Origin of the sequence: Cupriavidus sp. DB3 (assembly GCF_020418465.1) — a bacterium.
GTDB lineage: Bacteria > Pseudomonadota > Gammaproteobacteria > Burkholderiales > Burkholderiaceae > Cupriavidus > Cupriavidus cauae.
In genome coordinates, this window is record NZ_JAIZPL010000008.1 from 126,918 (window position 1) to 146,055 (window position 19,138).

The window sequence follows — 19,138 nt, forward strand, 5'->3', positions numbered from 1 at the left end:
TCGGGGTGTGCCGCCTCGAATGACGCGGCGCGCCCCGATGATTCGGCCGCTATTCGACGCTCGCCGCCGCCTTGACCGGACTGCCGCGCAGCGTCGCCTCGCGCAGCCGCACGACCAGCAGCGGCGCGAGCAGCGATACCGCGGCGCTGGCGAGGAACAGCGCGCGGAAGGCGCGCTCGGCGGTCTGCCGCACGACGGCGGCCTCGGCGCCATCGCCCAGCGACAGCACCTCGCGGAACAGATGCATCAGCACGTCCTCGCCGCCGGGCAGCGGGCTGACCGCCATGCCGCTGTGGCGCAGCAGCGCGATCAGCACGGTGGTCAGCACCGCGACGCCGACCGCGCCACCGAGCATCCGCGAGAACGCCGTCAGCGCGGTGGCGACGCCGACCTGCTGCGGCGGCACCGCGTTCTGCGTCGCCACCAGCGCGCTCGGTAGTTGCAGGCCGATCGCCAGGCCCAGCGCCACCATCACGATCGCGGTCAGCACCACCGCACCCGGATCGACGAAGGCCAGCGCCGCGATCACCAGCGGTGCCGCGGCCGACCCGATCAGCTGCAAGGGCTTGTAGCGGCCGCTCCAGGTCATCAGCCGACCGGCGATGAAGGCGCCGAACGGAATCGCCAGCGTCAACGGCACCAGCCGCAGCGCCGCGCTGTCGGCTTGCGCGCCGCCGACCACCTGGAAGCGCAGCGGCAGCAGCACCGACATCGCGATCAACTGGAAGAAGCACAGGAACAGCGTGATGCAGCAGATCGCCACCGTCGGGACGCGCAGCATCGCCAAGGGAATCACCGGATCGGCCGCGCGGCGCTCCTGCCAGACGAACAGCAGCAGCGCCGCCAGGCCGCCGCCGAGCAGGCTCAGCGAATCGGCGCGCCAGACGTCGTGCCCCTGGCCCAGGCGCGTCAGGAACACCAGCACGCCGGTCAGTCCACCGCCGAACAGCAGCGCGCCGAGATAGTCGATCCGATGCTTGCTGCCGCCGCCGGCCGGCAGATGGCGCAGCGCGCGGCGCACCGTGACCAGCGCCAGCAGGGCCAGCGGCAGGTTGATCCAGAAGATCCAGCGCCACGACAGATAGTGGGCGAGGTAGCCGCCGATCACCGGGCCCGCCATGCTGGCGACCGCCCACACGCCGCTGACATAGCCTTGATAGCGGCCGCGCTCGCGCAGCGGCACCACGTCGGCAATGGCGGCCTGCGATACCGAGATCAGCCCGCCGCCGCCGAGCCCCTGCAGGATGCGCGCGACGATCAGCTGCGGCATGGTCTGCGCGAGCGCACAGGCGATCGAGGCCACCAGGAACAGCACGATCGCGAACGACAGCACCGAGCGCCGGCCGAGCACGTCGGACAGCTTGCCGTAGATCGGCGTGGCGACCGTCGACGCAATCAGGTAGGCCGACACGACCCAGGCCATCACGTCGAACCCGTTCAGGCGCAGGGCGATCTCGGGCAGCACCACGGCGACGATCGACTGCTCGAGCGCCCCGAGCAGGATCGCCAGCATCAGGCCGAAGATGACCTGCATCACCGGGACCGGTGGAGACCCGGTCGGCTCGCCGGGGTGAAGAGGCCTTGGCGGGAGGGATGACGCCGCAGGCGACGTCGGAGAATCTGCGGAGGCCGCAATGGAGGCAGCCGCGCCGACAAGGCGCAGGCCAGAACGAGCGGGAGCGATCATCGGGCGGGCAAGGAGAAACAACATAGCCGGTGCACGACCCCACTGGTCGGACCGGCTTTTCTAATGAAGGACAGGAGGTCATTGTAGGCGCTTGCTTAAAAGTGTGCGTTTCTGCACGCTTTCGCTACCCTCTGAACTCCGCAAGGGCCCGATGGCCCTCGGATGAATCTCCGCAACCTGTAGCGTTAGCCCCAGGATATCGCCCAACCGACCAAGCATATCGAGCGTGAAGTTGATACGGCCATGCTCGATGCCGCTCACGGTCTGTCGAGAGATGTCGGCCATCCTGGCCAGCATCTGCTGCGTCAAGCCAAGCGCCATTCGTTGCTGGCGAATGGCATTGCCTATTAAAGCGCGATTCATTTCTGGCCTCCTTTGCTTGTCGATTGTGCGCGACAAACGGAGGATCGCAGTGGTCCTGGGAGCTATGAGCTATGCCATCGGCCTGCTTTCGCCTGGCGAGATATGTTCAGAAACTCTGCCAGTCGTCGGCCCCAGCACCGGAAGCTTCCGTCGCCAAGGCGGACGGCCGTAGCGCCGCGGGTCGGGCCTTCGCAGGCGTTGCGGCGGCACTGCCGGCTCTGGATTCGCGGTGGCGCCTGTCGGCAGCGGGCTCGCTCCGCGCCGCGGTCGACATGACCCCTTGCGCCGACGACTTCCCCAACGGCGCCGCCATGGCGAGCGCCCGTTCCCGGACCGGTTCCGCGGCACGCGGCAATGCAGCGGGCGACGCCTCGACGCGGAACTTGGCCGCGTCCTGCACCAGCCCGGCGACCTGCTGTTGCAGGCTCTCGGCGGCGGCCGCCGCCTGTTCGACCAGCGCGGCGTTCTGCTGCGTCACGCTTTCCATCTGCGCGATCGCGCGGTTGACCTGTTCGATGCCGGTCGACTGCTCGGCGCTGGCGGCCGAGATCTCGCCCATGATGTCGGTCACGCGGCGAACGGCTTCCACGATGCCGTCCATGGTGCCGCCAGCCTGCTCGACCTGGCGGGCACCGACTTCGACCTGCTCCACCGATCGGTTGATCAGCTCGCCGATCTCCTTGGCCGCCGCGGCGCTGCGCTGCGCGAGGCTGCGCACTTCAGCCGCGACCACGCTGAAGCCGCGCCCCTGTTCGCCGGCGCGCGCGGCTTCGACCGCGGCGTTCAGCGCCAGGATATTGGTCTGGAAGGCAATGCCCTCGATCACGCCGATGATCTCGGCCACCTTGGCCGACGACTGCGAGATGCCCTGCATCGTCTCGACCACGCTGCGCACGGTACGTCCGCCCTCGGCGGCCACGGCCGAGGCGTTCACGGCGAGCTGGTTGGCCTGGCGGGCGTTGTCGGCGTTCTGGCGCACGGTCGAGGTCAGCTGCTCCATCGAGGCCGCGGTCTGCTCCAGCGAGGCCGCCTGCTCCTCGGTACGTTGCGACAGGTCGGTGTTGCCCTTGGCGATCTCCCGCGTGGCGCCGTCGATCGCGCCCGAGGCGCCCTGGATGCCGCGCACCAGCACGGACAGCTCCGCGAAGGCGCGCTGCATTGCCTTCAGCATCCGGCCCATCTCGTCGTTGCCCTTGGCGCGGATGGCGAAGGCCAGGTCGCCCTGCGCAAGCGCCTCGGCGGCAGCCAGCGCCTGCCGCGCCGGTCCGGCGATCGAGCGCGTGATCGCCACGGCCAGGCCGACGGCCAGCAGCGCGGACACCGCGCCGAGCGCGAGCAGCAGATTGCGCGTGAACAGATAGTCGGCCTGGGCCTGCTCCACCGCCTCGATGGCCATCTTGCGACCCGAGGCGATCAGCGTGTCCAGGCGTTCAAAGTACGCCGCCTGCGCCGCGGGCAGCGTGACGATCAAACCGGCGCGCGCGGCGACGAACTCGCCAGCCTGCAACTGCGTCAGCAATTGGTCCAGCTGGGCGTTATAGGCGGCGCGATGCTTGCCCAGTTCATCGAAGGTTTGCTTCAGGCCGGCGTTATCGGTGGCGGCGATCAGCTTGGAGAGCTCGTCGAGCGTGGCGCTCATCTGCTTGCGGCGCTCGTTGACGCGGCCGACGTTCTGCTGGACCACGGCCGGATCCTCGGTCAGCACCGCGTCGCGCACCATGATGCCGATGGCCTGCGCGCCCTCCTTGACGCCGTCCAGTTCCATCACCTTCAGCAGACGCTGCTCGACGGTCGTCCGCATCGACGCGTTCATGTCGCCAAGCGCGATCAGTCCGAAACCGGCCACCACGGCCAGCAGCGCCACCATCGCGGCAAAGGCCCCCGCCAGCCGCGCGCCAATGCCAAAATGCTTCCATCCTCCCATACCGCCCCCTTTTTCTCTCGTAGTCGACGCCTCGCGCGCATGCGCGACGGTGCATCGCTAACGGCAGAAGGGGGCGCTTTCTTGATGGGCAAACCGATACGGCGGGATCAAGCCGGATAGGGCCCGGCTTCGGGCGTCAGGCGGAGATGTCAGGAAACAAGCGGTGGGCACGGATGCCATGCCAAATGAAAAACAAGGGGCAAAAACCCCGTCAGCTCCACCGATCGCTCGAGACGGGACAGGTGTCCAATTGACGCCGAGCATCCGGTATTCCGCCTGAGGCGGCGAAGACGTCCGGCATTGCACAGGACGCGGCAAAAAAAGAAGCCCACGCGCGGGGTGCTCGTAGGCTTTCCAGGACTGCTAGAGCCGATTGGCTCGTGGCCGACTATAGCGGTGCTTAGATGAGGTGTAAATAGAGTTTCCATCAGGGTAAATGCCGATAGTGACGCTTACTTTGTTTTACAAATAAAACAGGGACAGACCGTCGGGCGACACGCCCAAAAGCGCCGAGGTGAGTACCTACTCGGAGGGAAACCGGCTTTCGATGCACCTCATCCCTACCAGCGCGACTCTAAAAGCACTTCAGGCAGCGCACCGTCTCGTGTATCGGCAGATGTATGCAAGTATTTAATTAGAGGTTTACCTCTAGACGGTTGACCGAGCCCCTTCGATCCCCAAGTTGTAAAAATTTGTTACTCTCCGGGTCGAAGTATTCCCCTTCTCTTCTGGCAGCACCGCCAGTCCGACCGTCGAGGCAGAACATCCGCGAACAACAAGCGCCACGGCCGCAAGGACACGCGATGACTCCCCTCGCGCCGGTACCGAGAGCGAATGTTTCATCCCTCGCCACGATCAGGCTCTCGCCAATACGGATACCTTCACGCCGCATCCGCGCCGGCTCGCGCCTGATCCCCGTACCGTTGTCTGCCGACAGAACCCAATCGGGCTCGACCGGAGAAGTCGTGAAGTTTCAGGAAATCAGAAGTATTCGCCCGGGCCGTCAGCTACAGGACCGACAACTGGCTTTCCACCGCGCCAGCCGGCATCCGGTGGTGCTCCACCTGACCAGCGGCGTGCGCCTGCACGGGGTCGTGGTGGGCGCCGACACCTATATGGTGTTGCTCGCCACCGCCCCGGGCGACCCGGCGCCTCAGGTCGTTTACAAGCACGCGATCGCGGCGATCACCCCGGCCAACGTCGACGGGCAGCCGATCGAGTTTCCCCGCGACGAGGTGCCGCCCGAGTTCGTCCGCCTCTTCACCCCCCGCACGCGGCCGCGGCGGCGCGCCTGAGCCTGCTCCGGAGCCGCCCGCAGCATAGCAATGACAGCTTTCCGCGCCGACGCCCGAAGATCACTCTAAACCTTTCGGCAGCCCGGTCGATAACCTTGGCAACGGAGGCACTTCACGCCCTGCAGTGCAGGCAGCCAACGTTACGGCACCCGCCGGAATGCATAAAACATTGCAAATAGGAGTCGTACCATGGCGCAAGTCATTAATACCAACTCGTTGTCTCTGATGACTCAGAACAACCTGAACACGTCGCAATCGGCGCTGAACACCGCGATCCAGCGCCTGTCCTCGGGCCTGCGTATCAACAGCGCCAAGGACGACGCGGCTGGTCAAGCGATTGCTAACCGCTTCACCGCCAACATCCGCGGCCTGACGCAAGCTCAGCGCAACGCCAACGACGGCATCTCGCTGGCGCAGACGACCGAAGGCGCGCTGACGGAAGTCAACAACAACCTGCAGCGTGTCCGTGAACTGGCCGTACAAGCCGCCACCGGTTCGAACTCGGCTTCCGACCTGCAGTCGATCCAGGACGAAATCAAGCAGCGCCTCGATGAGATCGACCGCGTGTCGGCTCAAACCCAGTTCAACGGAGTTAAGGTTCTGGCTGCAGATAGCACGCTGAAAGTACAAGTCGGCGCAAACGACACCGAGACCATCGATATCAGTCTGAAAGAGATTACCGCGCAGACCCTGGGTCTCGAAGGTTTTACCGTCAAAAAAACCGCGTTGAACGTTGGTGCCGCAATCGATCTCACCACTCAGCTCCCCACCAGCCTAGGCGACGCCGGCATTGATATGTCCGGTGCACTCCAACAGCTGAAGGATGCTGGCGTGTCCGTCGATATCAACTCCGTTACGCTGCATCAAGTGCAGGACAAGACCGGTGCCGCAGTAGCGGACGCCTACGTCCTTAAGGTCGGCGACGAGTACTATGCCGCAACTACCGCCTTGGGCGCAGGCGCTGGTGATGCCGATGAAATCACGCTCGCTACGGTTTCCGGCACATACACCGATAACACCGTTACCGCCAAGGCCTTCACCGAGTTCGTGAAGGTCAGCTACGGCGCCGCCGGCAACGCCCCGGCGACGTACGCGACGGTAAATGGCAGCAACTACGCTGTGACTTCGACCGTAGGTGCCGGAACGTCGTACGGCAACGGTGCCGCAGCCACGATTGATATCAGTGACGCTGCCGCCACCCCGACCGCACAGTTCACCGGTGTCGCGACTGCCAGCCCCTTGGCCAAGCTCGACGCCGCCCTCTCCAAGGTCGACACGCTGCGCAGCTCGCTGGGTGCGGTGCAAAACCGTTTCGACTCGGTGATCTCGAACCTGGGCACCACCGTGACCAACCTGTCGGCTTCGCGCTCGCGCATCCAGGACGCTGACTACGCAACGGAAGTGTCGAACATGACCCGCGCGCAGATCCTGCAGCAAGCTGGTACCTCGGTGCTGGCCCAAGCCAACCAGACCACGCAAAACGTGCTGTCGCTGCTGCGTTAATTCGCAACGGCGCGGAAGGCCGGGCCGCAAGGCCTGGTTTTCCGCTGGGAATGCTTTGCAGGCAGTTCGCTGCCTGCAAAGCGTTTCTTCGGAAGCGCCCAGATCGAACCGAACCGAAGCGGAATCGACCATGGCACCTCCCACCGTCTCGCCCGTCGCCACGGCCTCCGGCGTGGCCCTGTCGGCCGTGCCGCAGCGCACGGCCGCTGCATGGCCGCCGGTCGCCGGCGGCGCGGACCCGGCCATCCCGCCGGCCGTCGAAGGCGAGGCCGGGGAGGCAGCGGTCGACATCCGCCAAGCGATCGGAGAGCTGACCGAGGTGCTTCGGACCACGTCAATCGGCCTGCGCTTCGAGATCGACGAAGTTACCCACCGCGTCGTGACCAAGGTCATCGACAAGGAAACCGGCGAGCTGATCCGTCAGATGCCGACCGAGGAAGTGCTGCGGTTCGCCCGCGCGCTGGACAGGCTGCAGGGCATGTTCGTCCGCCAGGCGGCATGACGACCCGCGCATCGTAGACAAGCTGAACAACAAAGGCAGAAGACTATGGCTACCATCTCCAACATCGGTATCGGCTCCGGACTGGAACTCGGCTCGCTGCTCGAGAAGCTCGAGACCGCCGAGAAGGCTCCGCTGAAGCTGCTCGAAAGCCAGGCGTCCAGTTACCAAGCCAAGCTCTCGGCGTTCAGTACGTTGAAGAGCGTGTTGTCGGCCTACCAAAGCGCCGCCAAGAAGCTGTCCGAGGCTGCCACGTTCGGAGCAGCCAAGGCAGTGGCTGGGTCGACCGACGTCATGTCGGCCGCTGCAGGCTCCAACGCCGTGCCGGGTACCTATTCGGTCAACGTCACCAGCCTCGCGCAGGCGCAATCGCTGGTTGGCACCAACGTAGCCAGCCAGACCACCGCGATCGGCACCGGCAAGATCACCTTCGAATTCGGCGAGCGCCAGGGCTACAACGAGGGCACCGGCGGCTATACCGATCCGCTGGGCTTCACCGCCGATGCGGCGCGCACCAAGACCGTCGAAATCAAACCCGGTGAGAACTCGCTGCAGGGCATTCGCGATGCCATCAACAAAGCGAACGTCGGCGTCACCGCCAGCATCGTCAATGACGGCAGCGGCACGCCCTATCGCCTGGTGCTGACGTCCAACACGACGGGCGAGAAATCCAGCATGCGGATTACGGCGGACAGCCCCGAATTGAGCAATCTGGTTGGCTTCGACCCGACTCAGGCAACCCAGCCGAGCGGCATGCAGGAAACGGTGCGAGCGACCAACGCCAAGCTGAAGATCAACGGCATCGACGTCGTCAGCCAGAGCAATACCGTTACCGATGCGGCCCAGGGCGTGACGCTGACGCTAAACAAGACCGGCACGAGCAGCCTGACCGTGACGCGCGACAACGACGCGATCAAGGCCGCGATCCAGGGCTTCGTCACCGCCTACAACAATATCCAGAGCACGGCCAAGTCGCTGACCTCGTTCGACACGACCACCGGCAGCAGCGCCGCGCTGAACGGCGACAGCACGCTGCGCTCGATCCAGACGCGCCTGCGCAGCATGCTGAACGTGCCGCAGCCTGACGGCAACGGCGGCACCATCACGCTGTCTGAGATCGGTGTCGCGTTCACCAAAGACGGCACGCTGGCAATCGACGATGCCAAGCTGACGAAGGCGATAAATGAGGACCTCGGCGGTATTACATCGATGTTCTCGCATACCACCGGCACCGGCGGCTTCGGCAAGCAGATCACCGACGCGATCGACGACCTGAACGAAACCAACGGCGCGATCAAGGTTGCGACCGATGGCCTGACCGATACGCTGAAGGATCTGGAAGACCGCTACACGCAGGTCGAGGACCGCGTCAACGCGACCATCGAGCGCTACCGCGCGCAGTTCACGCAGCTCGATCTGCTGGTCAGCAACCTGAACCAGACCAGCAGCTATCTGAACCAGCAATTCGCCGCGCTGGCCAACCAGACCAAGAAGTAACCAACGGCAAGGATCGCCATCATGTATGCGCGCCAAGCAATCAACGCTTACGCACGGGTCGGCGTGCAGACCGGAGCCATGAGCGCCAGCCCGCACAAGCTGATCGCCATGCTGTACGACGGCGCCCGCTCGGCCATTGCGCGGGCCAAGTTCCATCTCGATGCCGGCGACGTGCAAGAGCGCGGCAACGCCATCTCGAAGGCGATCGACATCGTCGACAACGGCCTGCGCGCGGTGCTGGACCACGACACCGGCGGCGAGATCGCCGCCAATCTCGAAGCGCTGTACGACTACATGACCCGCCGCCTGCTGCTGGCCAATGTACGCAGCGATGTCACGCTGCTCAACGAGGTCGACGCGCTGCTGGAAAACCTCGCCACCGCATGGGCGCAGATCGGTGAGTCAGAAGCCGGCGACAATGCCGTGCAGCCGGCAGCCGTCGCCGAAGCACAGGAGAACTGATCATGCACGCCGTGTCTCCCACCGTGCTGAACTACGAGGAACTGCTGGTGCTGTCCGAGCAGATGCTCGAAGCCGCCGAGGCGGAAAACTGGACCGCGTTCAACGACGTGCAGAAGGTCTACCTGGCCGTCGTGGACCGCCTGCGTGAGCTCGAGCACAACGTTCCGGTCTCGGCCGAAGAACGGATGCGCCGCCACGCGCTGCTCGACCGGATCCTGGCGTACGACGCCCGCATCCGCGACCTGATGCTGCCGCACTTGGCCCGTCTGGGCCAGCTGCTGGGCGACTCGCGCCGCCGCCAGAATCTTTCGCACGCCTACGGCAGCCCTGCCTGACTCCATGCCGGGTCCCGCTGGCCGTCGCCGGCAAACCGGTGACCCAGCGGACCATCCGGAACCCTCCCCATGACCGCGATCCATCTGCCGCCCGGTTCGCCGTCAGGGCAAAGCCTCGATGCCAACACGCTGCGCGCGCAGGTGTCGGCCAACAAGCTGGCCGCGCTGATTCCAACCGCCAGTCCCGGCGGCGCCACGGTGCGGCAATCCGACGGCACGTCCACCGGGGCCGTCGAACTGCCGGTACGCGCCGGCGCACCGGGCCAGCCTCCGGCCACCACGCCGACAGGCTCCACCCGCGAAACCCTGAGCTTCGCCGCCCGTACCATCCTTACCTTGCTGGCGCAGGGCTCCGCCGCGCCGCTGCGCAGCGCCGGACCGCTGCTGGCCGTGCCGCCCACGCGCCTGCCCGAGGGAACCACGCAGGTTCGGCAGGCGCTGATGCATCTGGTGCAGGACAGCGGCCTGTTCTATGAATCGCATCTGGCGCAATGGATCGCCGGCGAACGTGGATTGGCCAGTCTGGCGCGCGAGCCGCAGGCGGGAATCGGCCGACATCCCTATCCCGGGGCTGGCGCCGGCGGGGCACTGCAGAGTGGGGCCGCGTCTACTCCAGGGTCCGCGACGGGGCCCTACGGACAGCAGCCCGGTGCGCCGATGCAACCGGCGAGCACGGCTCCCCTGCCGAACCTGCTTCCCGCCTCGCCCACCGACGCCCAGGCCCTGAGCAGCGCGATCCAGGCGCTGGCTGCCGCCGAACCCTCGCAGGCCGTGCTCGACGCCGCGTTGAATGCCGCCCGCTCGGCCGCGAGCGGGGGACCCGAAGCCAGCGCCGACGATCCCGCCGCGACCGCGGGCGACACCGGCGCGCGCGGCGCAGATGCCCTGCGCGGCAACGAAACGCCACGCTCGCTGCAGGCAGCCGCGCAGGCCTACCGGGCCGCCGCCAACGACGCCGCCCGTCAGGCCGGCGCGCAGACCCTGCTGAGCGTGACCACCGACGACGCACAGGCACGGCCCGACGCGACGCCCAACTTGGCGAAAGCGGAAGCCGCGCCCGCCATCCATCCGAATACCGAAGGCATCGTCCGTCAGCAGCTCGAACTGCTGGCCACCCAGCAGTTCCGCTGGGCCGGCGAGGCGTGGCCCGGCACGCCGATGCAATGGGACATCGCCGAACGGCAGCAGGAGCATGGGTCCTCCGGCGAGCACGGCGACACCGCGGACGAGCGCACATGGTCCAGCCGCCTGGTGCTGGAACTGCCTCAGCTGGGAACGGTGGAAGCGCGCCTGACGCTGACGCCGAACGGCCTGGAAACCCGGCTGGCGGTACAGGAAGACCGCATCGTGCGGATGCTCGATAGCGCGCAGGGCCGGCTGCGCGACAACCTCGGCGCGCGCGGCATCGACCTGCTGCATTTCTCGATCCGCCGGGACACCGACGCGGAGGGCACCGCATGAGCCAGCAGGACTCGCCCCGCGGCGCGGCGGTCGCGCTGTCGTACCGCCAGAACGATGCCGCCCCGCGGGTGGTGGCCAAGGGCTACGGCCTGATCGCCGACTCGATCATCGCGCAGGCCCGCGAGGCCGGCGTCTATGTCCACGACTCCCCGACGCTGGTCAACCTGCTGATGCAGGTCGACCTCGACAGCCAGATCCCGCCTCAGCTCTACACGGCGGTGGCCGAACTGCTGGCGTGGCTGCATCGACTGGAAGTCGATACCGGAATCGTGCGGATCGAATAACGCTCCTAGGCATTTTTCAGAGCCGTCTCATCGACCGGGCCACCACGGGGCGGCAAGCTATCGGCTGCTCTCTCACCACCCATCCCTACTACGATCTCTACAGGCTTTTAAGGAAATTCCTTTCCTTTCAACGACTTGTAGGATATAAAACCCCACAACAATCGCTCCGACCATCCGCTCAATCGCCGTTCTCCCTGCGCACCATGCTCGACACTTCGTCGTTCCAGCCGCTTTTCCCCGAAGAACGGGTGCTCTCAGAACCACGAGAGCGGACAAGTACGCTTCTACAGAAGGTCCAGGTTCTCTCGGCATACCAGAAGACACCTGTCGGACAAGCAGTGGCGCCGTTATTGCGGAGCATGAACTCCTACTACTCGAACAAGATTGAAGGGCAGCACACGACGCCCGCCAATATCGAGCAGGCATTGCGACGGCAGTACTCAACAGACAGCGACGAGAAAACCAAGCAACTGCTCGCCATCGCGCACATCCGTACCGAGGAGGCGTTGGAACAGCGCTTGGCCGGCATGCAGATCGAAGATTTGTTCGACCCTGTCTTTGTCCAGCATATTCACCGCCTGTTCTTTGACGCCATGCCGGCCGAATACCGGCAAAGCGAGCAAGGCGAAAACGTAATCCCGGGCGAATATCGTGGAAAGTCGGTTCGCGTAGGAAAACACATCGCGCCCGAGCCGGCTGTCATTCCGCGCTTGATGAGGGAATGGAGCGGATGCTACCGGCGCATACGTGGACTGGAGAGCATCTTGATCGCCACGGCTTGCTCCCACCACCGGCTCGCGTGGGTTCATCCATTTATTGATGGCAACGGCCGGGTATGTCGGCTGCATACCCATTTGATACTTCACCGCATCGGACTGACGCAGGGACTATGGTCGCCGCTGCGGGCCTTCGCGCGAAGCCAGGAAACGTATTACGCAAGACTGGCCAATGCCGACCTCCAACGCCGGAATGACCTCGACGGCCGCGGGAATTTGTCTCAGGAAGAGTTGGTCAACTTCGTGCTGTATTTCCTGGACTGCTGCCTGGACCAAATCGACTTCATGTTGGGCATGATGGATTTTGCGGGCCTGCGATCCAGGTTGCATCATTTGCTGGCCTATCTGCATGCCAACCCATGGCAAATCGGCTCGGAAAAATCACTGATCAAGCCGGAAAAAACCCTGCTGGCCCTGGAGACTGCGGCGCTGATGCGTCCTCTGAGCCGAGGCGAGTTCGCTCAGATTCTTGGTGAAAGCGCGGCCACGACACGCCGCGTGACGCGCTCCCTGATCGACTTCGGCATCCTGCGATCGGGATCGCACCGCGATGATCTGCACTTCGCACTGCCGTTACAAAGCCTTCGTTTCGTCTTTCCGCGGCTGTGGCCGGAGGCAGAAGTCTGAAAAAAGGGAGCGAAGCGCGGCGCGGCGCTACCGCGTGCAAGCACGACGCTTACACCGCCATATTCATCACTTCCTGATACGCCATCGCCAGCCGGTTGCGCACCTGCACGCCGGTCTGGAACGAAATGCTGGCCTTCTGCATTTCGATCATCACGTCGTTCAGCGCGACGCCCGGCTTGCCGAGCTCGAACGCCTCGGCCAGGCCGTAGGCGCGTTCCTGGGCCCCACTGATCTTCTGCAGCGAGCGCTGCAGCTCGCCGGCGAAGCCGGAGGCGGCGGCCGGGGCGGTCTGGGAAGTCGTGCCCGACGCGCTCTGCGCCAGGCCGCGCAGCTGCTGCAGCATGCCTTCGATGGATGCAATCGAACTCATCGGTCTGTCTTTTCCGTGATTGGCGAGGCGCCGAAACGAGGCCGGCACCCCTGAATGGGTCGATCGGAAGGGCTTGGGAACGCCAAACGCGGGCCCCGCCCAATCCAGCAGCCGAAGCGTACCTGCCGCGTCCGGCCCGGCATAGGCCGAAATCGGACCGAAAAGCCGTCCTATTCCCCGGATTGTCTGTGCGCTCGGTAACCGATCATCGCTACCGTGCCGGGTCTGGCGGGCTGTCGCCTTGCCGCTCCCCACCCGCATCCCTGGTTTGCTGCCAGCGAATGCATTAACGACACCGGCGCCCCTTTGTTTAACTATCGCGGAGAGTACGCGTGTTTTGTCTGCTGCGTGATCTGAGCCATGCCGACATCGGCCACCGCCAGGGCGGCGCATTGCGCCCCCGGCAAGGTTCGCCCCTGCCCGGCCGGCTCGGCGGGTCGGCCAATACGGAGGCCCGCGCATGAATGCGGCAGCCGTGCTGGGCAACCGCTCGGAATTGATCGAGCGCTTCAAGGGCAATCCGCGCCTGCCGCTGATGCTGGGCGGCGCCGCGCTGGCCGCGGCGATCGCGGTCGGCGTGCTGTGGTCGCGCAGCCCCGACTACAAGGTGCTGTACAGCAACCTGTCCGAACGCGATGGCGGCGCGGTGATCGCGTCGCTGCAGCAGATGAACGTGCCGTACAAGTTCGCCGAGGGCGGCGGTGCGGTGATGGTGCCGGCCGACAAGGTCCATGAGATGCGGCTGCGGCTGGCGTCGCAGGGCCTGCCCAAGAGCGGCAACGCCGGCATGGAGCTGATGGACAACCAGAAGTTCGGCATCAGCCAGTTCGCCGAACAGGTCAATTACCAGCGCGGACTCGAAGGCGAGCTCGCGCGCTCGATCGAATCGATCGCCGCGGTGCAGTCCGCGCGCGTGCATCTGGCCATTCCGAAGCCCACGCTGTTCGTGCGCGAGCGCCAGAAGCCGACCGCCTCGATCGTGCTGACGCTGCATCCGGGCCGCGCCATCGACGAAGGCCAGGTCGCGGCGATCAGCCATCTGGTGTCGTCGAGCGTGCCGGAGCTGACGCCCAAGTCGATCTCGATCGTCGACCAGCATGGCAACCTGCTGTCGGGCAACGGCAGCAACGAGCGCATGCTCGATGCCACGCAGCTCAAGTATGTGCAGACGCTCGAGCGCACCTATGTGCAGCGCGTCGAGTCGATCCTCGCGCCCATCGTCGGCCAGGGCAATGTGAAGGCCCAGGTCACCGCCGACGTGGACTTCAATATCGTCGAGCACACCGACGAGTCGTTCAAGCCGAACCAGGATCCGACCCGCGCGGCGATCCGCAGCCAGCAGACCAGCGAGTCGAACCAGCAAGGCGGCTCGCCGGTCGGCGGCGTGCCGGGGGCGCTGTCGAACCAGCCGCCGCTGCAGGCCGCCGCACCGGTGGTCACGCAGCAGCCGGGCCAGCAAGGGCAGCAGGGCCAGCCAGGACAGCAAGGCCAGACCGGCCAGCAGGCCCAGGGACAGCAAGCCGGCACCGCCAACACGCAGGCCGCGCTCGCCGGCGCACAGGCCGGCCCGAGCAGCGCCCGCCGCGACTCGACGACCAACTACGAGCTGGACCGCACCGTGCGCCACGTGCAGCAGGCACCGGGCGGCATCCGCCGCCTGTCGGTGGCGGTGGTGGTCAATCATCGCCAGGTGGCCGGCGCGAACGGCAAGATCACCAGCGAGCCCCTGACCGCGGCGCAACTGGCGCAGATCGAGAACCTGGCCAAGGAGGCCATGGGCTTCTCGCCGGCGCGGGGCGACTCGCTCAATGTGGTCAACAGCCCGTTCACTTCCGGCGAGGAAATCAAACCGGAACTGCCGCTGTGGAAGCAACCCGAAATGATCGAGCTGGCCAAGACCGCCGCGCAATACCTGCTGCTGGCACTGCTGGCCCTGTTCGTGTGGTTCAAGGTGGCACGGCCGATCGTGCGCAAGTACACCGCGCCGCCGCTGCCGCCGCCCGCCGAGGCCAACGCGGCCGAGTCCGTGCTGCTGCCGGTCGAGGAGCAGCAGCCGGATCCGGAAGTGCTGCGCCTGACCGCCAAATACGAAAGCGATCTCGCCCTGGTGCGCGACGCCGCGCAACGCGACCCGCGTCTGGTCGCCAGTGTGATCAAGAACTGGATGTCTAGCGATGAACGGTGAGGGCTTGCAGAAGAGCGCCATCCTGATGATGTCGCTCGGTGAGGATGCGGCGGCCGAGGTGTTCAAGCACCTGTCGCCGCGCGAAGTACAGACGCTGGGCTCGGCCATGGCGTCGCTGAACGCCGTCACGCGAGAAGAAATGGCGGCCGTGCTGGCCGAGTTCCGCAGCGAGACCGAGCAGTTCCTTGCGCTGTCGGTCGACTCGAGCACGTTCATCAAGAGCGTCCTGAACAAGGCGCTGGGCGAGGAACGCGCGCTGTCGGTGATCGAGGACATCCTGGAATCGCGCGACCCGGGCAGCGGCATCGACTCGCTGAACTGGATGGACGCGACCTCGGTGGCCGAGCTGATCCGCGACGAGCATCCGCAGATCATCGCCACCATCCTGATCCACCTGGACCGCCAGAAGTCCTCGGAGGTGCTGGCACTGTTCACCGACCGCCTGCGCAACGACGTGGTGCTGCGGATCGCGACGTTCGGCGGCGTGCAGCCGGGCGCGCTGCAGGAACTGACCGACGTGCTGACCAAGCTGCTGGCCGGCCAGAGCCTGAAGCGCAGCCGCATGGGCGGCATCCGCACCGCGGCCGAGATCATCAACCTGATGAACACCACGCACGAGGAAGCGGTGATCGCCGGCGTGCGCCAGCACGACAGCGACCTCGCGCAGAAGATCATCGACGAGATGTTCCTGTTCGAGAACCTGCTGGAAGTGGACGATCGCGGCATCCAGCGCGTGCTGAAGGAAATCGCCACCGAGTCGCTGATCGTCGCGCTCAAGGGCGCGCCGCAGGAACTGCGCGACAAGTTCATCCGCAACATGTCGACCCGTGCGGGAGAGATGCTGCGCGAGGACCTCGAAGCGCTGGGCCCGGTGCGCGTGTCGCAGGTCGAGGCCGAGCAGAAGAGCATCCTGCAGGTGGTAAGACGCCTGGCCGACGCCGGCGAAATCCAGATCGGAGCCGGCGACGATGCCTATGTCTAATCCCTACGCGCGGCAGGCGCTGGGCCACCACCTCGGCGGCTCGCTCGACGACGATCGCGACGACGGCTTCGGCGCGCGCTACGAGCCGCGCGCCCAGGCCCGCGCCGCGGTGCCGTCCGCGTCCGCCGCTTCGTCCGCCGTTTCGTCCGCCGTTTCGTCCGCCGCTCCGTCGGCCCCTTCGTCGGCCCCTTCCGCCGGGCTGAACCTGCGCGGCGGCCGCGACAGCACGGGCTTCGAAGGCTTCGACGCGTTCGGCACCGATATGCCGGCCGCCGGCGGCAAGCCTGGCGACCGTGGCCGCGACAGCAACGGCTGGCGCCGCTGGAAGATGTCGGCCTTCGACGCGCCGCCGCCTCCGCCGCCCAAGTTCGAAGCCGAACCCGACGAACCGGCGCCGCCGCCGATCGACTTCGCCGCGCTCGACGCGATGCGCGAGGGCGCCCGCAAGGAAGGCTACGCCCAGGGCTACACGCAGGGCCAGACCCAGGGCTACGGCGACGGCCATCGCGAAGGCTATGCGCGCGGCCTCGAGACCGCGCGCCAGGAGGCCGCCCGCCTGCAGGAACTGGCCGGCACCTTCGCCACCGCGCTGCGCCGCATCGACGACGAGGTCGGCCAGACGCTGATCGCGCTGGCGCTCGACGTCGCCCGCAAGCTGGTGCACGACACCGTCGCGCACAACCCGGCCGTGCTGCTGCCCGCCGTGCGAGAGCTGCTGGCCAACGAGCCGGCGCTGTCCGGCGCGCCCTGCCTGCTGCTCCATCCCGACGATATCGAGCTGGTACAGACGCACCTGGCCGGCGAGCTGGAAGCGGCCGGCTGGTCGGTGCGCGCCGATGCGACGGTCGCGCGCGGGGGCTGCATCGCCAGCGCCGCCAGCGGCGAGCTGGATGCGACGCTGGCCACGCGCTGGAGCCGCGTGGTCAAGGCCCTCGGCCGCAACGATCCCTGGGAAGCGCCCGATGCGTGAGCCCGTTGCCGCCCCTGCGGCAAACCCCGCCCCGAGCAGCGCGCCGCAGCTGCATGGCCAGCGCTGGCGCGATGCGCTGGCCGGCGCCGCCGCCAACGTGGCCGAGCTGGACAGCAAGCGCAGCTGCGGGCGGCTGACGCGCGCCGCCGGGCTGGTGCTGGAGGCCGTCGGCCTGCGCTTGCCGGTCGGCAGCGACTGCCTGATCGAAATCCCCGGCCATGCCGGCGTGAGCGGCCAGGGTCCGCGCATGGCCGAGGCCGAAGTGGTCGGCTTCGGTGCCGACCGCCTCTATCTGATGCCGCAATCGGACGTGCTGGGCCTGGTGCCCGGTGCGCGCGTCTATCCGCTCGAACCGTCGCCGCTGCCCAGCGGCGACAGCGCCCCGCGCGAGCCCGGCTCCAAGCGGCTGCCGGTCGGCGAGGGGCTGCTCGGCCGCGTGCTCGACGCCGCGGGCCGGCCGCTGGACGGCCTCGGCCCGTTGCAGGCCGCGCGCGAAGTACCGCTGGCCGGCTCGCAGATCAATCCGCTGTCGCGCGCCCCGATCGATACGGTGCTCGACGTTGGCGTGCGCGCGATCAACGGCATGCTGACCGTCGGCCGCGGCCAGCGCATGGGCCTGTTCGCGGGCTCCGGCGTCGGCAAGAGCGTGCTGCTCGGCATGATGGCGCGCTATACCAGCGCCGAGGTGATCGTGGTCGGCCTGATCGGCGAACGCGGCCGCGAAGTGAAGGACTTCATCGAGAACATCCTCGGCGAGGAAGGCCGTGCCCGTTCCGTGGTGGTCGCCGCGCCGGCCGACACCTCGCCGCTGCTGCGCATGCAGGGCGCCGCCTACGCGACGCGCCTGGCCGAGTATTTCCGCGACCAGGGCCGCCATGTGCTGCTGATCATGGATTCGCTGACGCGCTATGCGATGGCCCAGCGGGAGATCGCGCTGGCCATCGGCGAGCCGCCGGCAACCAAGGGTTACCCCCCTTCGGTGTTCGCCAAGCTGCCGACGCTGGTCGAGCGCGCCGGCAACGGCGCCGAGGGCGGCGGCTCGATCACTGCCTTCTATACCGTGCTGGCCGAAGGCGACGACCAGCAGGATCCGATCGCCGATTCGGCGCGCGCGATCCTCGACGGCCATATCGTGCTGTCGCGCAGCCTGGCCGAGGCCGGCCACTATCCGGCGATCGACGTCGAGGCCTCGATCAGCCGCGCGATGACCGCATTGATCTCGCCGGAGCAATTCGGCTCGGTGCGCCGCTTCAAGCAATTGATGTCGCGCTACCAGCGCAACCGCGATCTGATCAGCGTCGGCGCCTACGTACCGGGCGCCGACCCCGAACTCGATCTGGCGATCCGCCTGCATCCGCGCATGGAAGCCTTCCTGCAGCAGGACATTCACGAGCGCGCGGGGTACGGCGAATCGATCGATCAACTGCATCTGCTCTTCGACAGGAGCGCAAATGGCTAAGACCTCCCCGTTGAACACGCTGGCCGACCTGGCCCAGAACGACACCGACACCGCCGCGCGCGAACTCGGACGGCTGCAGGGCCAGCGCACGCAGGCCGAGCAGCAGCTCGCCGCGCTGACCCAGTACCGGCAGGAATACCGCGCGCGCATGCAGGCCCTGATGCAGAACGGCATGCCGTCGGCGCGCTGGCACGACTTCTCCCAGTTCCTCGATTCGCTCGACGCCGCGATCCGCCAGCAGACGGAGGCGCTCGCCAAGGCCGAATCGCAGCTGCTGGCCGGCCGCGCCAACTGGCAGAAGCAGAAGCAGCGCCTGAACTCGTTCGACACGCTGATTGCGCGTGCGGAGTCGCGCGAGCAGCAGATTGCCGCGCGCCGCGAGCAGCGGGCCACCGATGAGTACGCCGCGCGCCTGTCCCGGCAGCAGGTAGGCAGCGGACACAACCAATAAGCCAGCAA

At 66.6% G+C, this 19,138-nt stretch carries 18 protein-coding genes; 14 read left to right on the plus strand and 4 right to left on the minus strand.

The window, feature by feature from the left end:
• Positions 1–49: 49 nt before the first annotated feature.
• From K7G19_RS22885 to K7G19_RS22895, 3 genes are all read right to left on the minus strand, one after another.
• The gene (locus tag K7G19_RS22885) at positions 50–1,534 is read right to left on the minus strand and encodes an MDR family MFS transporter (RefSeq protein WP_226109327.1); all 1,485 of its coding nucleotides are present in this window, start codon (positions 1,532–1,534) and stop codon (positions 50–52) included.
• A gap of 231 nt (positions 1,535–1,765) precedes the next feature.
• Positions 1,766–2,050 (minus strand): helix-turn-helix transcriptional regulator, encoded by a 285-nt coding sequence (locus K7G19_RS22890; protein ID WP_226109328.1) that lies wholly within the window; start codon positions 2,048–2,050, stop codon positions 1,766–1,768.
• 106 nt (positions 2,051–2,156) lie between these two features.
• Entirely contained in the window at positions 2,157–3,974 is a 1,818-nt protein-coding gene (locus K7G19_RS22895) for a methyl-accepting chemotaxis protein (protein ID WP_226109329.1), read from the minus strand.
• A 965-nt stretch (positions 3,975–4,939) separates the two neighbouring features.
• Between K7G19_RS22895 and K7G19_RS22900 the strand changes: the two genes are divergently transcribed.
• The 9 genes from K7G19_RS22900 to K7G19_RS22940 all read left to right on the plus strand — a co-directional run bounded on the left by K7G19_RS22900 (position 4,940) and on the right by K7G19_RS22940 (position 12,713).
• On the plus strand, positions 4,940–5,269 hold the full coding sequence (locus tag K7G19_RS22900) for an RNA chaperone Hfq (RefSeq protein WP_226109330.1): 330 nt from the start codon (positions 4,940–4,942) through the stop codon (positions 5,267–5,269).
• Between the two features lie 189 nt (positions 5,270–5,458).
• Entirely contained in the window at positions 5,459–6,772 is a 1,314-nt protein-coding gene (locus K7G19_RS22905; protein ID WP_226109331.1) for a FliC/FljB family flagellin, read from the plus strand.
• A gap of 130 nt (positions 6,773–6,902) precedes the next feature.
• A complete protein-coding gene (locus tag K7G19_RS22910) occupies positions 6,903–7,274 on the plus strand; it encodes a flagellar protein FlaG (RefSeq protein ID WP_226109332.1) in 372 nt (123 codons plus the stop codon).
• 45 nt (positions 7,275–7,319) lie between these two features.
• Positions 7,320–8,768, plus strand: coding sequence for a flagellar filament capping protein FliD (gene fliD / locus K7G19_RS22915; protein WP_226109333.1), 1,449 nt, complete (start codon positions 7,320–7,322; stop codon positions 8,766–8,768).
• Between the two features lie 21 nt (positions 8,769–8,789).
• A complete protein-coding gene (gene fliS, locus K7G19_RS22920) occupies positions 8,790–9,230 on the plus strand; it encodes a flagellar export chaperone FliS (protein WP_226109334.1) in 441 nt (146 codons plus the stop codon).
• Positions 9,231–9,232: 2 nt separating this feature from the next.
• Complete coding sequence (locus tag K7G19_RS22925) at positions 9,233–9,565, plus strand: flagellar protein FliT (protein WP_226109335.1); 333 nt, start codon at positions 9,233–9,235, stop codon at positions 9,563–9,565.
• 69 nt (positions 9,566–9,634) lie between these two features.
• Positions 9,635–11,026, plus strand: coding sequence for a flagellar hook-length control protein FliK (locus K7G19_RS22930; protein ID WP_226109337.1), 1,392 nt, complete (start codon positions 9,635–9,637; stop codon positions 11,024–11,026).
• Positions 11,023–11,310, plus strand: coding sequence for an EscU/YscU/HrcU family type III secretion system export apparatus switch protein (locus K7G19_RS22935; RefSeq protein WP_149319505.1), 288 nt, complete (start codon positions 11,023–11,025; stop codon positions 11,308–11,310). Before K7G19_RS22930 ends, K7G19_RS22935 begins: the two co-directional genes overlap by 4 nt.
• 359 nt (positions 11,311–11,669) lie before the next feature.
• Positions 11,670–12,713, plus strand: a complete 1,044-nt coding sequence (locus K7G19_RS22940; protein WP_226109339.1) for a Fic family protein — start codon at positions 11,670–11,672, stop codon at positions 12,711–12,713.
• A 49-nt stretch (positions 12,714–12,762) separates the two neighbouring features.
• Here the strand turns inward: K7G19_RS22940 and fliE are convergent, their stop codons facing one another.
• Positions 12,763–13,083, minus strand: coding sequence for a flagellar hook-basal body complex protein FliE (gene fliE, locus K7G19_RS22945; protein WP_006577184.1), 321 nt, complete (start codon positions 13,081–13,083; stop codon positions 12,763–12,765).
• A gap of 460 nt (positions 13,084–13,543) precedes the next feature.
• On the opposite strand from fliE, the gene fliF reads away from it, so the two are divergent.
• The 5 genes from fliF to fliJ are packed head-to-tail and all read left to right on the plus strand — an operon-like array spanning position 13,544 to position 19,130.
• Positions 13,544–15,268, plus strand: coding sequence for a flagellar basal-body MS-ring/collar protein FliF (fliF, locus tag K7G19_RS22950; RefSeq protein ID WP_226109341.1), 1,725 nt, complete (start codon positions 13,544–13,546; stop codon positions 15,266–15,268).
• Positions 15,258–16,250, plus strand: a complete 993-nt coding sequence (gene fliG / locus K7G19_RS22955; protein WP_023264265.1) for a flagellar motor switch protein FliG — start codon at positions 15,258–15,260, stop codon at positions 16,248–16,250. The genes fliF and fliG overlap by 11 nt, the downstream gene beginning before the upstream one ends.
• Positions 16,243–17,220, plus strand: coding sequence for a flagellar assembly protein FliH (gene fliH / locus K7G19_RS22960; protein WP_226109343.1), 978 nt, complete (start codon positions 16,243–16,245; stop codon positions 17,218–17,220). The genes fliG and fliH overlap by 8 nt, the downstream gene beginning before the upstream one ends.
• Positions 17,213–18,679 carry a flagellar protein export ATPase FliI gene (fliI, locus tag K7G19_RS22965; protein ID WP_149319500.1) on the plus strand — a complete coding sequence of 489 codons (1,467 nt, stop codon included), beginning with the start codon at positions 17,213–17,215 and terminating at the stop codon, positions 18,677–18,679. The genes fliH and fliI overlap by 8 nt, the downstream gene beginning before the upstream one ends.
• Positions 18,672–19,130 (plus strand): flagellar export protein FliJ, encoded by a 459-nt coding sequence (gene fliJ / locus K7G19_RS22970; RefSeq protein WP_149319499.1) that lies wholly within the window; start codon positions 18,672–18,674, stop codon positions 19,128–19,130. Before fliI ends, fliJ begins: the two co-directional genes overlap by 8 nt.
• The last annotated feature ends 8 nt before the right edge of the window (positions 19,131–19,138 follow it).

Bases quoted from the DNA above. Each gene is read 5' to 3' on its own strand.
- K7G19_RS22885 (WP_226109327.1), bottom strand. From the start codon at position 1,534: ATGCAGGTCATCTTCGGCCTGATGCTGGCGATCCTGCTCGGGGCGCTC.
- K7G19_RS22940 (WP_226109339.1), top strand. From the start codon at position 11,670: ATGAACTCCTACTACTCGAACAAGATTGAAGGGCAGCACACGACGCCC.
- K7G19_RS22910 (WP_226109332.1), top strand. From the start codon at position 6,903: ATGGCACCTCCCACCGTCTCGCCCGTCGCCACGGCCTCCGGCGTGGCC.
- fliD (WP_226109333.1), top strand. From the start codon at position 7,320: ATGGCTACCATCTCCAACATCGGTATCGGCTCCGGACTGGAACTCGGC.
- fliJ (WP_149319499.1), top strand. From the start codon at position 18,672: ATGGCTAAGACCTCCCCGTTGAACACGCTGGCCGACCTGGCCCAGAAC.
- fliI (WP_149319500.1), top strand. From the start codon at position 17,213: ATGCGTGAGCCCGTTGCCGCCCCTGCGGCAAACCCCGCCCCGAGCAGC.
- K7G19_RS22905 (WP_226109331.1), top strand. From the start codon at position 5,459: ATGGCGCAAGTCATTAATACCAACTCGTTGTCTCTGATGACTCAGAAC.
- fliG (WP_023264265.1), top strand. From the start codon at position 15,258: ATGAACGGTGAGGGCTTGCAGAAGAGCGCCATCCTGATGATGTCGCTC.
- fliF (WP_226109341.1), top strand. From the start codon at position 13,544: ATGAATGCGGCAGCCGTGCTGGGCAACCGCTCGGAATTGATCGAGCGC.
- fliH (WP_226109343.1), top strand. From the start codon at position 16,243: ATGTCTAATCCCTACGCGCGGCAGGCGCTGGGCCACCACCTCGGCGGC.
- K7G19_RS22895 (WP_226109329.1), bottom strand. From the start codon at position 3,974: ATGGGAGGATGGAAGCATTTTGGCATTGGCGCGCGGCTGGCGGGGGCC.
- K7G19_RS22935 (WP_149319505.1), top strand. From the start codon at position 11,023: ATGAGCCAGCAGGACTCGCCCCGCGGCGCGGCGGTCGCGCTGTCGTAC.
- fliE (WP_006577184.1), bottom strand. From the start codon at position 13,083: ATGAGTTCGATTGCATCCATCGAAGGCATGCTGCAGCAGCTGCGCGGC.
- K7G19_RS22925 (WP_226109335.1), top strand. From the start codon at position 9,233: ATGCACGCCGTGTCTCCCACCGTGCTGAACTACGAGGAACTGCTGGTG.
- K7G19_RS22930 (WP_226109337.1), top strand. From the start codon at position 9,635: ATGACCGCGATCCATCTGCCGCCCGGTTCGCCGTCAGGGCAAAGCCTC.
- fliS (WP_226109334.1), top strand. From the start codon at position 8,790: ATGTATGCGCGCCAAGCAATCAACGCTTACGCACGGGTCGGCGTGCAG.
- K7G19_RS22890 (WP_226109328.1), bottom strand. From the start codon at position 2,050: ATGAATCGCGCTTTAATAGGCAATGCCATTCGCCAGCAACGAATGGCG.